Source organism: Okeania sp. SIO2F4 (assembly GCF_010672385.1).
GTDB lineage: Bacteria > Cyanobacteriota > Cyanobacteriia > Cyanobacteriales > Microcoleaceae > Trichodesmium.
In genome coordinates, this window is sequence record NZ_JAAHGT010000170.1 from 1 (window position 1) to 13332 (window position 13332).

Genomic DNA, 13332 nt, shown 5'->3' on the forward strand with positions numbered 1-13332 from the left:
TCTAATACCAAATTTTCATCTCAATATACTTCCCATTTCAAACTCCTCAGTGTCTTTACTACTGACTCCTAACTCCTTCTTATCATTCTGACTCCTAACTACTAAAGATATATAGCAAAACTTTTGATATTTGGTGTTACCTGTTGTCAGATAAGTTGTCGCTTTTTTTCTAGGGTATTACCTAAAAAAACTAAGATTGCTACATAAATAGAATAATGGATTTTTAAATCGGAACAGATAGCAGTGTAAGTCAAAATTAGTAAGTTTTATTGTTGCCTTTTACCGAATAATTAAGGTTTAAAGCCTCTCACTCGCCGTGGAGAAACAAGCGGTCGTTTGCGTAGCATGACCTAGGATGGGATGCTGAGGAAACCTAGTTATATCCAATCTCCCCTTGAGAAGAAAAAATTTTCATGATTAGTCAATCCTATCCGTTTTCAAGGAGAGGTAATAATTAATAATTAATTATTAATTACTAATTGCTGAACTGTTACTTGTTGCCTCTTAGTTAAAAACGGATATCTAATATCTCTACTGCCCTAAACTATACTTTTATTGCTGCTATACTTTTTCATGGTAGATAAGTTTATAACTCTTATACCCATTTCATAAAATATTGCTACAGTCACGATACACTTAACAGGGAACACTTAACAGGGAACAGTGAAAGAAAAACACAATAAAAAAGAGGAAAAAATGTTTAATTTTTTAGAATTTATGGAATTTATATATTTTTTATTGTAGTAATAAATCACATGCTTAAGATGTAAATGCCTATGCATGAATTTGGTATTAGGTTTCCAGCACTAACTCATTTAGGATTGCTCGTGTAAAAGCAAATTTAAAGAAATCAATATTATTAATTTATGTAAAAAAAAGGTTGTTTGTATAGTACAATACTTCAAATAATATTGGCATATATAATAAACTAATAGAAAAATTAAGTTCATGTTTGAGTTTGTCTCTTTTGAGACAAATGACAAATAATTAATTGGCAGCTATTAATAATGTTGAAAATTCCTATAAATAAACTGAAATATAGAACCTTCATTAATGGATAATGGATAATGGATAATGAATAATTACCTCTCCCTAAAACGGATTGGATTGACGCGGAGCGTGAAAATTTTTTCTTCTCAAGGGGAGATTGGAGGCTAGCCAGGAGACCTCAGTATCTCATCCTACTCCAAGCTCCGCAATTCAAGTCAGCGACAGCCAAAACGACCGCTTGTTTCTCCACGGCGAGTGAGAAGCTTTAAATCTTAATTATTAGGTAAATTTCATCAATAATTATTATAGATATGATCGTAAAAAATAAAATCAAATAATGACAAAATCAACTGATGAATTTATACCAGTTTATGGACCAGTAAAATCTTGGCGATATGGGCGCTCCCTAGGCATAGATCCCATAGGCAAAATTTCCACTTGTTCATTCAATTGTGTTTACTGTCAACTAGGAGAAATTGAACAAAAAACAAGCGATCGCTCTATCTATGTCTCTAGCGCAGAAATATTATTAGAACTACAAAAATTTGCACCGTGGAATGTAGATATTATCACTCTTAGTGGCAGTGGAGAACCGACATTAGCTCTGAACTTAAAAGACATTCTCAAAGAAACGAAAAAATTAACAAACAAACCAATCTTAGTCTTAACAAATGGTACTACTTTAACCAATCCAGAAGTTATATTAGCCTTAAATTTAGCAGACAAAGTATCAATCAAAATTGATGCAGTTAACCAAAGACAACTACAAGGAATTAATCGACCAACAGAAATATTTAATCTACCAGGTATCTGGGGAGGAATACAAGAATTTAGAGAAAAATATCAAGGTCAACTAGCTATTCAAACAATGATATTATCTCCATGGAATTCTCAAACCAAAGCCGAATATATTAGCTCGATCAAATCTCTAAAACCTGATGAAATTCAACTTAACACTCCCAGGCGCCCTAAACCTTTAAAACATCAACTATATGCTAGAGGAAACCATACAGAATTTCATCCTTATGCAGTACAAAAACTCAAGTGTGTTAGTCAGGATATTTTACAAGAATTTGCAGATTATATTTACACAAATACAAACATTCCGGTTCGTTATAAACAGAAATAGCATTGAGATTTTTTGATAATAAAAAAAGCAGTAAAAAAGAACTGAAATATGAATAACCTAACAGCTAAATTATCAACAACAACACCATTAGAAATTCCACCAGGATATCTAAATATTATGGGCTATATTGATGAGTCAGAAGTAAATGGTCCTGGTTGCCGTGCAGTAGTATGGGTACAAGGGTGTAAACGCGGGTGTTCTGGCTGTTTCAATCCTGATTCTTGGTCTTTTGATATTAACCAATTAATAAGTATTGAAGAACTAGCAAATAAAATATTAAATAATTCTCGAAATACAGGAGTAACCTTTTCTGGGGGAGAGCCTTTTTTACAAGCATCAGCACTAGCAGAATTAGCAAAAATATTAAAATATAGAGGTTTAAATGTAATGTCTTTTAGTGGGTTTACTCTCAGAGAATTACAATCTAAAAATGCACCTGTTGGTGCTAAAGAATTATTGTCTCACTTAGATATTCTGATTGATGGACCATTTGTAGAAACCCTAGCTATTCATTCTCCTAATTCTCTAGTTTCTTCAAGTAATCAAAGAGTGAGAGTATTTAATCCAGCGTTAAAAAATCAATTAAATTGGGCAAGCGATCGCGTAGAAATTCATGTACTGAAAGATGGCAGTCGGATATTTACTGGTTATTGGGGACAGTTAGGTTTAGGAGAGAATTAAAAAGTAGTTAGGAATTAGCAAGCTATGTAGAATTTTTCAATAGTTTTCAAGGGTATCTTTTTTGCTTCTCAAACCGTCTAGTTTGACTTAATTAGGTGCTTTTTGAAATAGCGGTCATTTCATTTAACAGTTTGCTACCCACATGAAAAGCCTCCTGGGAAATAAATGCTAAAAGCTAACAGCTAGTCAAGGCTTTTAAGCAATTAGCCAAGTATATTTTTTTTGCTCTCTAGTGAATGGTTTTTAGGGAGCATTATCTAGGAAAAGCTAATAGGTAGTTAATCAAATGATTAAACAATTTTTATTCAAAATTATGTTGATAATTGGATTAGTTTTCCTGATATTAGTTTATCAAGGTAGCTTTGCAATTAACTCAGCAAATGCTCTAATTCGAGAAATAGAAGAAGCACCAAATCAGATACTTTATCAAGCCAAACATACTTTAAGAGATCGAGAAAGAAAACCATGGCAAGTAGTATTTTATAAACGTCTTACTTCTGGTGAAGTAGATACTATTAATCTGCGCTTAGTAGGTTTTCCTGGCACTGTAGAATTTACTCATCCACAACCTTTAAAAATTAGTTATGGTCAAGATAAAATCTCCCTAGCTAGAGATAATTTTGCCGAAAAAGCACCAGCTACTAACGTGGGTGAATATCAATTTCCAGAAGTTTTGTTTAGCATCAAAACAAATGCCAAAGTTTTTCTATATTTGCCTTTAAAAACCAACCAACAAGCAATAATCAAAATACCCGTGCCAGTCTTGTTAGAATGGCAAGAAGTTATTAGTCATAAATAAAAATATAGCAATCCTTAGTAAGTATTGAAGCTCTGCCATTCTGCAATAAATTTACTCAATGCTAGAGTCTCAAACCTGAAATTGGATTGCTATATTTTCACTCAATATCTACAAGTAATTGATAATAATTACTTTGCTACATAAATATATTAACAAAAGTAATTATCTCTTTTTCTTCATATCACGAGCCATGCTTTTGAAATCTATTCCATCATTAGAATTACTAATGGTACGAGGTTTTACAGGAGTAGGCTGAAATGTTGAAGATTGTGTAGAAGTAGAAGTAGAGAAACTAGAAGTAGAGAAACTAGAAGTAGAAGAATAGGAAGGAGTTTTAGTTTCTCCTACAGTTTCTTTCATTTGCATAGAAGAAACAGCCTTTTGTGTCTCTCCTTCTATTAAATTAAGTTTACCTGCTGCTTTGGGATAACTCCTCTTAACTGTCTTAGATTTCCGCATATAGTCTAAATTACCCAGACTAGTTGCAGCATCTTGATCTAGGAAGAAAGCTTCCTTTGGTTGATTATCGTCTTTTTTCCCAAATAGTCCTCTGATAAATCCAGTCATCTTTTTCTTTACCCTTAATATATTTCTTGATTTTGTTATGTTATGTAAAACTTTATCACAATTTATGATAAATTGTCATCAAAATTCTCATAATTTACTTAAGCTGCTAAATTTTGGCACTCTGTCCATACAGATAGTATTATCCAACTTCTAAAATACTTAGGGTTTGCTGAAAAAGTCTGATAGGTGAGGGTAAAGGGTAAGAAGACCGAGTCATGAGTCAGGAGTTAGAGGAATTACAGAGGATGTAGTCGGAAGAATTTTTCCTCAATTTTTCTACCCTTGTCTGCCCAAAATCCTCACATTTTAAGCTTAAGGGAGCAAAAAGCTTGCACTTTTTTCCCATAAAAAAGGCTAAAGTCTTTGTGTGTAAATGCTTTTAGATTTAATCAGCAAGCCCTACTTAGATGACAGACAAAATAGAAAGTCAAACTTTGAAAAATTACTTCCCAATACAAAAGCGACTAAAAATTCTATCCAAAACAGATTCCGTTACATCCTCCCCCGTAACCTCTCCCAAAGCATAAATTGCTCCCCTTAAATCTATAGTCCAGAAATCTAGAGGTAAATTATTTTTGATAGTATTTAAACATTGCTCCAAAGCCACCTTAGCCCTAGTTAAAGCTACTGCTTGCCTTTGATTAATTGCTAAATCTAAATTTTCTGCCTGTACATTACCCAAATTTACAGCATTAATAATCCCTGCTTCCAGTTCCTCAATTCCTTGATTATTAATAGCTGCTGTACTCACAACATTTTTAATAGTTTCTGGGTAAAAAATTGACTTAATTAATTCTGGCTGAACCAAATCAACTTTATTAATTATGAGAATTAAAGAACGATTTTTCACCCGTTGATAAATAACTTCATCCAACTCCGTCCAACCAGCCTGACCGTCAATTGTTAATAACACAACGTCAGCAGACTCAGCTGCCTTGCACGAGCGCTCCACCCCAATTTTTTCCACCCGATCCTCAGTTTCCCGAATACCCGCTGTATCCAAAACCTGCACTGGAATACCACCCACCACCAACTGAGATTCCACCACATCCCTAGTTGTACCAGGAAGATCCGTCACAATAGCGCGATCGCTACGACTCCAAGCATTCAGCAGACTCGACTTGCCCACATTCGGACGTCCAATAATAGCCACCTTCAAACCAGTTCGTAACAACTCCCCCCGACTTGCCGTTCCTAATACCCTTGACAAATCCACCAAAATACTATCCACTTTTTGATTAATTTCAGATTCATCCAAAGGAGGTAAATCTTCCTCAAAATCAATGCGGGCTTCTATTTCTGCTAAAATATCCAGACAACTAGCTCTTAACTGACGAATTGGACTAGCTAACTTACCCTGTAAACCAGCCAAAGCAACTTGAGCAGCAGCAGGAGATTGAGAACCCACCAAGTCGGCAACACTTTCAGCTTGAGTCAGATCCAACCGTCCATTTAAAAAAGCTCGTAAAGTAAACTCTCCTGGTTGAGCTAGTCGTGCCCCCGCCTCAATACATAATTGTAATACTTGTTGTATGGCGATAATTCCACCATGACAGTGAAACTCTACTACATCCTCACGAGTATAAGAACGAGGAGCCTTCATAATCAATAACAAAGCTTCATCTACTAATTGCCCAGTTTTGGGATGGCGAATATAACCATAGAGAATGCGGTGAGTCTCCCAAACTTGTTTCCCGGATGCATGAAATAGAATTTTGGCAATTGTCATTGATTCAGAACCAGACATCCTAACTATCCCCACACTTCCTTGTTGGGGAACAATAGCAGTAGCGATCGCCGCAATAGTATTTCCAGGAGTCATTTCAGTTATCAGTTATCAGTTATCAGTTATCAGTTATCAGTTATCAGTTAGCCTCCTAGCTGGACTTTAGGAAAAAATAGGTTAATTTAAGGTAAACAGGACTTACGCAAATATACTATATATAGAGTTAAAAAACTATAACGTTATAGTTTTTAACGCTATATATGCGGTCTATCCGTAAGTCCTAGTAAAAACATTACTGTACAAAGTTTTTACCTTAAATTAACTGTTTTATTGATATATCTAGGTTTTCCTAGGTCATGCTACGCAAACAGCTATTTTCAGATCTTTAAGGTATTTCCCTTGCTAATACTGGGTTTGAAGCCATTTTAAGGTTGAAAAATCTCAAAGTACTGCTAGGTCTGAAGTTTGTTAAAAGTACCTCCAGTAATAGGGAGACAAGAAAATCCGAAATTTCCTTTTCTATCCCCTTGTAGAGCGACAACTCGTGGCACAGCCAAGGTGAGGCTATTGAACTTATTTATTGGTCAAGAATTATAACATATTTATGTTTTTCTATTATTATAAGTATCTGTGCTAAATTAATTGATTTAACTATGTTAAAAAACCTCCAACAAATTCCACAGCAACTACTACCTAATCTAACTATAAAAAAATCTCCATCAAATAGAAATAAACCACCAAAGTTGCATAGATATGGACGATACTTACACTGGCGCTTGATCCGAATGCGGGGAACTCCCGAATATATTGCTAGAGGTTTAGCATTAGGAGTATTTGCTGGATTATTTCCTATCTTTGGTCTTCAAACCATAGTTGGTATAGCATTAGCAACCTTATTCCGGGGTCATAAAATTGCTGCTGCTGCTGGGACTTGGGTAAGTAATCCCTTAACTTATTTACCAATATATGCAATTAACTTTCAAGTTGGTCGATGGCTACTTAACTCTCAAGAAGAGTTTGTACCTGAAAGTATACTTTCATTTCCAGAGTTAATGCAATATGGGACTCAATTTGTCACATCTCTATTCTTAGGTTGTTTGGTAATGGGTATAATAGGAGGAATATTGAGTTATTTTGTGGGGTTAAAACTAATTCGTTGGTGGCGTAGCAATCGCCGACAAAACTTAGAAAATAATCTATATTAAATTGGCATTTGTGAATACAAGTATGATTTTACTAGAGTTAGTCCTCAGAAGTAATTTCAGTTATCAGTTATCATTACCCCTAGCTGAAGCTTCGGGATTTAAATATGGAATATTCTATTTTTTTATCCCCTTAAAAGGGGAGGCTTGAGAGGACAACTTTTCGGTCATAAAGGAGCTTTTTCCGCGCCAGTTAGAGGAGAAATAGGTCTGATTTACACATTATAAATTTAGGAATTTTATCCAGTGTTTCAGTAACACAATTAAATTCAGTAGTTTTTCAAGTTTTCGAGTTATTGTATTCACACAATATCATCTGATTGGGTGTTTAATTACTCTAATAAAATAATCAACAATATGTCACCAGAAAGAGTAGTCCGAAAATAGACCTCTGGTGGAAAAGAGGGAGTAGAGACCCACCCCTAACCCCTCCTGGGAGGGGAAAAAGGGAGTAGGGAGTAGGGGGAAATAATTAATGATTTCTGTACGATAATTGATTTTATTTTGAATTATCGGAGATTTCTAATAGTAAAGATAGTCTGGTTAGAGGCATAAACTTTAACCCAGTAAAAACTCAGAACTCAGAAGTTGTTTTTATAATGGGGGCGTGAGCAACCCTCCAAAAATATTTCGCATTAAAAGGCGAAGTTTTAAACCCAATTATTTTGATAAGTACTTAGGCAAAATTAATTACACATCCCACCAACCCACTCTTACCTCTTGCTTCTGTTGGTGCCCATTCCCTCTCTTGAGTTTCGGGCGTGTTTTTAGGACTACATCGCTAATTTTTTAAGGCTTTCTTATAACCCGCCCCTACAATTTTTTGAATGTTTAATTAGACCTACCTACTTAGCTTATATAGAACCCATTTGAGATCTATTTAAAAAGAGATGGAGAGATGGGGAATATTTTTCAACCTGCTTGGTGCACGCTCCCGTGCGACGGTGCGGGGTCTCATCCGCTTTTTCCCTTATGCCTTCCCTCCATCTTCTGACTCCTGACTCCTGACTCCTAACTCCTGACTCCTGGTAAAAACGCGGGTCTCTGACAAAGATACCAAATGGGTTCTATAAACACATATCTGTAATCAGATGAGAGTAGATCATGATTGACCAAATTGTAGATAAACGCTATCGTTTTATCCAACCTATAAGTTCAACTATTTTAGGACAGACATATCTGGCAGGAGATACCCACCGTCCAGGTTCACCCCAATGCGTGGTCAGAGAAATTCAACTAGGCAATTTTAACTATGAAAATCAACAGATTATACTATCATTATTTCAAGAAAAAGTAGAAAAGATTTATAGTTTAAGTAAACACGAGGGACTACCGAACTTATTAGCTTATTTTGAAGAAAACAATAATATATATTTAGTTGAAGATTATATAGTAGGTATCTCAATAACCGAAGAGTTGGCTAGAAATAAACCTTTGTGGGAAGGAGAAGTAATTAAAATATTAAAGGAGGCGCTAGAAGTTTTAGTTTTGATTCATGGTCATGGGGAAACTCATGGAAAAATCAAACCAGGAAATTTAGTTAGACAAACCTTAGATGGAAAATTATTCTTAATTAATTTTGGGTTAGAAAGAGAAATTCAGAGAATTTTAGAATTAAATCAAGAACCATTAATATCAGAAAATTACAGCCAAAATAATTCTGATAGTTTACTTTATATACCGTTAGACAAAAATCAGCAGGAAGTAAACAAAAAAAATGATATTTATGCTTTAGGGATAATTGCTATTCAAGCACTAACAGGATTATCTCCTCAAGATTTATTGAAGCAAAAACAAACTAATAATAGTCCTGGAATAGAAATACCTTGGCAGAATTTGCAAGTATGTTCTCTCGCATTATCAGACATCATTGACAAAATGGTAAATAGTCAAAGTGAACAAAATTATGAGTCAGTAACGGAAGTGCTAGCAGAATTAAGCAAGATATCAGTCTCAGTAGATACTGAAATTCTCTCACAATCAGAAACAATAATTACAGCATCTCAAGAAAAAACTCCAGAAATAAATATTCCATCACCACTACCTCAACCGACAAACAATAAAAAAATTATATTAATTGCTAGTTTAGCATTTATAACAATAGTAGGAGCAGCGATCGCTTATTTCTGGCGATACCAATTTATAGTCAAAGCACAAACACTATATAACCAAGGTCAAGAATTAGTCAAACAAGGAAAGCAACAAGCAGCGATTGCAAATTACACTAAAGCACTCAAACTAAACCCACAAAATGCTGTCACCTACTATCAAAGAGGCAACTCTTACTATTCTCAGAGAGCTTATGAAAAAGCCATAAATGATTATACAGCAGCTATTAAAATTAAAGCTAACTACAATGATGCTTATTATCAACGGGGTCTAATTTATTATCAACTAAATGACAATGAAAAAGCCATTACTGATTTAACACAAACATTAAGAATAAATCCTAACTATACCAAAGCTTACTATAAACGAGGGCAAATTTACTACGAAATTGGAGACTACAAAAATGCGATTCAAGACTATAGTCAATCAATTAGACTTAATCCCAAAGATAGTAACACCTATATTAATCGGGGAATAGCAAGAGGAAGAATAGGAGATACAGCAGGTGCAATTAGTGACTATACTCAAGCTATTGAACTGAACCCCAATGATGTACAAGCATATCATAGTCGTGGCAAGTCTCAGTTGGAAATGGCAGACTATCAAGGTGCGATCGCAGATTATAATCGGGTATTAGAATTCAAACCCGATGATGCTGATGCTTATACAAATAGATGTAGTGCTTATCTAAATCTGGCAAATCATCAAGCTGCGATCTCTGATTGTAACCAAGCAATAGAAATAAATTCTCAAAATGATTTAGCATATAATTATCGATGTATTTCTTATTTCAATTTAGGGGAATATCGAAGAGCAAAAGAAGATTGTAGTATTGCTATTGACATCAACAATGAAAATGCAAAAACTTACATAAACAGAGGTTTAGCGCAGTCTGCTCGTGGCTATTTACAAGCAGCAATAGAAGACTTTACCGCAGCAATAAAAATCAATCCTCAAGATTTTCTTGCTTATAATCATCGAGGAATACTTTTCTCAGAGATAGGAAACTATAATCAAGCCATTCAAGATTTTTCCCAGGCAATTAGACTCAATCCAAGTAATGCTAAAGCCTATTATAATCGAGGAATTATTCTTTATGAATTACAAGAGTTACCTGCAGCAGTAGCAGACTTTCGCCAAAGTGCGAACCTATCTTTAGAGCAAGGTAAAATCAAGGATTATCAAAACTCCCTCAATATGATAGAAAAACTGCAATAATTAACTGTTTTAATAATTAAACTTACCTTGTTTTAAATTCTACCTAAAGCCAAAATTTAACTATTATAAAGAAGAGTTTTGGTTCTTATTTATTTAAAATATCATACCAATTCCCATGCATTTATGCTATACTACCAAGGGCACTTCAGTTATTAAGTAATAATCATGCTTCAGTAATGTTTATAAAGATTATAGGCATTAAATAAAAATATCTTATAGTTTTTAACCCTACTCCCGTACGGGCGATTTGCGAATCGCCCCTACTCCCTACTCCCTACTCTCAAGGAGATGTAGCAAGACTTTTGAGAAATGGTATCATATAAAATAATATAGCAGTCGAAGCAAAGGGCGCGGACATTACTAAATGCTGTTTGCGGAGTATTTCCGCACCGAAAACTCAGTTAGAGATTACTTCTGACTTCTAACTTCTGACTTCTGACTTGCGCGTAGCGCTATACCAACTACCAAAAATAGTGAGAGACTTAATTTATAACCTAATCTACTCTCTGTGTTGCCTGTTGCTTACTCTCACTTAATTTCTCTCGATAGTTAAGAAAAATGCTATAAAATGAATAATATGAACATGATAGGTCAACTGCTAGATGGACGTTACCGCGTCGTTCAAGTCCTGAGTTCTGGTGCATTTGGACAAACCTATTTGGCTGCCGATACTCGTCGCCCTGGGCATCCTCAATGTGTGGTCAAACAACTAAGGGCTCCTGGTAATAGTTTTACGATTGTCAGAACTGCTCACCGTTTGTTCAAGCAAGAAGCAGAAATATTAGAAAAATTAGGAAGACACGATCGGGTTCCTTTACTATTAGCTTATTTTGAAGAAAATAATCAATTCTATTTAGTAGAAGAATTTATTCCGGGAACACCTTTAAATAAAGAAATTATTCCTGGTAAACCTTGGCAAGAAAAACAAGTAATTCAACTATTATTAGAAATCTTAGAAATTTTAGAATTTGTACATGGACATGAAGTAATTCATCGGGATGTTAACCCATCAAATTTAATTAGACGTCAACCAGATGGAAAATTAGTTTTAATTGATTTTGGTTCAGTCAAAGAAGTTAGTCATCGGATCGCAGAAGCAAATGGAGAAATTCAACGAACCATAGCTACAGGTACTCCCTCCTATATGCCTATCGAACAATTTCAAGGCATTCCTCAATATAATAGCGATCTGTATGCAGTAGGTATGATTGGTATTCAAGCTCTGACAGGTATTCCTAGTGGTGAACTGCCAAAACTACAAGACCTCTCGCCATCAAATCCTAGTGGTATCCTCTGGCGAAATCGCGCACAATGTTCTTCAAATCTAGCGGATATTATGGAAAAAATGGTACATTACCATTACACCAAACGTTACCAGTCTACAGCAGAAGTTATCAAAGCACTACAGAAAATTAGCGGTCGCTCTCAAAGAGTTATGGCACCAACACCTATAACTGAAAGAAGTCTAAATCCTCAAATTCAAACAAGTCGCAAGGGAATCACATCCCATCCATTGTTGTTGGTTTTATTTGGTTTTGCAAGTTTAGGGGTGATAGCAGTGCTAGTTGGGGTGGTAAGTTTTTTGAATCGCCCCAACCCGATTAAAGCACAAAGACTATTTGAAAGAGGGATAGAAAATGCAAATCAAGGCTATGAACAAGTAGCAATTTCAGCATATAATAAAGCAATTGAACTGAATCCTGGTCAAGCAGAGTATTTTTACCAACGGGGGAATGCTTATTACAGCTTAGAAAACTATCAAAATGCTATTGCTGATTACAGCAAAGCCATTAATCTTAACCCCAGCTATGTTAATGCCTATTTTAACCGAGGGGGAGTTCATTCTGATCGCCAAAATTATGCGGGAGCAATTGATGATTTTACCCAGGTGTTGCGCCTCAAACCTCAAGATGCTGAAGCTTATTACAAACGAGGATTTGTTTACTATAAATCCCAAAACTATCCTGCGGCAATTCAAGATTACACTCAAGTTCTACGACTGCAACCGAATGATATTAATGCTTACCATGCTAGAGGGTTAGCTCGTGCTGCCAATAATGATTTACAAGGAGCAATAGCAGATTACACTCAGATGATTAAAATTGCACCAAAAGAGATAGATGGTTATTATAATAGAGGTAGGACTAGGTTTTTTCTAGGAGATTATCAAGGTTCTCTAGATGATTATAATCAAGTTATTGAAATAGATCCTAAAAATGAAGAAGCTTATGCTAATCGTTGTAGCACATACTTGAATTTAGCAGAGTATGAAAATGCTGTATCTGACTGTACTAAAGCAATTCAAATCAACTCTGAAAATGACATTGCCTATAATAATCGATGTATTGCTTATCTAAATTTACAAGAGTATGAAAAATCTATATCTGACTGCACTGCAACAATTAAACTAGATCCTAAAAATCCTAAAGCTTATACAAACAGAGGTTTAGCTTATGCTACAGCAAATCTACCACAAAAAGCCATAGAAGATTATACTCAAGCAATAGCATTAAGTCCAAACAACGCTGAAGCTTATGCAAATCGTGCTAATGTTTACTCTGAAGAAGAAAATTATCAGCAAGCGATCGCTGATTATGTTCAAGCTATTAGACTTAACCCAGAATATGCTGCTGCTTATTACAATAGGGGGTTAGTTAGGGTTAATATCGGAGATAGAAAAGGAGCAATTAGTGATTTTGAAAAAGCAGCCCAACTTTATTTAGAACAAGGTCGCACAGGAGGTTATAGAGATGCTCAATATCAAATCGATAGATGGAAATAATTTTAGGGAATAGGGAATAGGGAATAGGGAATAGGGGAGTAGGGAATTCCGAATAATTAAGGTTTAAAGCCTCTCACTCGCCGTGGAGAAACAATGAATTTATTTTCCTTTTATTCAATTCAATCCGTT

Annotated in this window: 8 protein-coding genes; 6 read left to right on the top strand and 2 right to left on the bottom strand. The window is 35.1% G+C overall.

Annotated elements, in window-relative coordinates; genetic code table 11:
• The first annotated feature begins 1327 nt into the window (after positions 1-1327).
• The 3 genes from F6K22_RS13285 (at position 1328) to F6K22_RS13295 (ending at position 3599) form a co-directional block, all read left to right on the top strand.
• Positions 1328-2119, top strand: coding sequence for a radical SAM protein (locus F6K22_RS13285; protein WP_293098216.1), 792 nt, complete (start codon positions 1328-1330; stop codon positions 2117-2119).
• Between the two features lie 48 nt (positions 2120-2167).
• A complete protein-coding gene (locus F6K22_RS13290) occupies positions 2168-2800 on the top strand; it encodes a 4Fe-4S single cluster domain-containing protein (protein ID WP_293098219.1) in 633 nt (210 codons plus the stop codon).
• Positions 2801-3086: 286 nt separating this feature from the next.
• Complete coding sequence (locus tag F6K22_RS13295) at positions 3087-3599, top strand: DUF3122 domain-containing protein (protein WP_293098222.1); 513 nt, start codon at positions 3087-3089, stop codon at positions 3597-3599.
• A gap of 162 nt (positions 3600-3761) precedes the next feature.
• Here F6K22_RS13295 and F6K22_RS13300 read toward each other — a convergent pair whose 3' ends face one another.
• On the bottom strand, positions 3762-4166 hold the full coding sequence (locus tag F6K22_RS13300) for a hypothetical protein (protein WP_293098225.1): 405 nt from the start codon (positions 4164-4166) through the stop codon (positions 3762-3764).
• 442 nt (positions 4167-4608) lie between these two features.
• Positions 4609-5988 carry a tRNA uridine-5-carboxymethylaminomethyl(34) synthesis GTPase MnmE gene (gene mnmE, locus F6K22_RS13305; RefSeq protein ID WP_293098228.1) on the bottom strand — a complete coding sequence of 460 codons (1380 nt, stop codon included), beginning with the start codon at positions 5986-5988 and terminating at the stop codon, positions 4609-4611.
• Positions 5989-6545: 557 nt separating this feature from the next.
• Here mnmE and F6K22_RS13310 point away from each other — a divergent pair.
• The 3 genes from F6K22_RS13310 (at position 6546) to F6K22_RS13320 (ending at position 13203) form a co-directional block, all read left to right on the top strand.
• Positions 6546-7097 carry a DUF2062 domain-containing protein gene (locus tag F6K22_RS13310; protein WP_293098231.1) on the top strand — a complete coding sequence of 184 codons (552 nt, stop codon included), beginning with the start codon at positions 6546-6548 and terminating at the stop codon, positions 7095-7097.
• Positions 7098-8198: 1101 nt separating this feature from the next.
• Positions 8199-10421: a serine/threonine-protein kinase gene (locus F6K22_RS13315; RefSeq protein ID WP_293098234.1), complete on the top strand. Its 2223-nt coding sequence runs from the start codon at positions 8199-8201 to the stop codon at positions 10419-10421.
• Between the two features lie 568 nt (positions 10422-10989).
• On the top strand, positions 10990-13203 hold the full coding sequence (locus tag F6K22_RS13320) for a serine/threonine-protein kinase (RefSeq protein ID WP_293098237.1): 2214 nt from the start codon (positions 10990-10992) through the stop codon (positions 13201-13203).
• Positions 13204-13332: the final 129 nt, after the last annotated feature.

What these genes read in the sequence shown, in the direction of transcription:
- F6K22_RS13285 (WP_293098216.1), top strand. Translation starts at nt 1,328, where the DNA reads ATGACAAAATCAACTGATGAATTTATACCAGTTTATGGACCAGTAAAA.
- F6K22_RS13290 (WP_293098219.1), top strand. Translation starts at nt 2,168, where the DNA reads ATGAATAACCTAACAGCTAAATTATCAACAACAACACCATTAGAAATT.
- F6K22_RS13295 (WP_293098222.1), top strand. Translation starts at nt 3,087, where the DNA reads ATGATTAAACAATTTTTATTCAAAATTATGTTGATAATTGGATTAGTT.
- F6K22_RS13300 (WP_293098225.1), bottom strand. Translation starts at nt 4,166, where the DNA reads ATGACTGGATTTATCAGAGGACTATTTGGGAAAAAAGACGATAATCAA.
- mnmE (WP_293098228.1), bottom strand. Translation starts at nt 5,988, where the DNA reads ATGACTCCTGGAAATACTATTGCGGCGATCGCTACTGCTATTGTTCCC.
- F6K22_RS13310 (WP_293098231.1), top strand. Translation starts at nt 6,546, where the DNA reads ATGTTAAAAAACCTCCAACAAATTCCACAGCAACTACTACCTAATCTA.
- F6K22_RS13315 (WP_293098234.1), top strand. Translation starts at nt 8,199, where the DNA reads ATGATTGACCAAATTGTAGATAAACGCTATCGTTTTATCCAACCTATA.
- F6K22_RS13320 (WP_293098237.1), top strand. Translation starts at nt 10,990, where the DNA reads ATGAATAATATGAACATGATAGGTCAACTGCTAGATGGACGTTACCGC.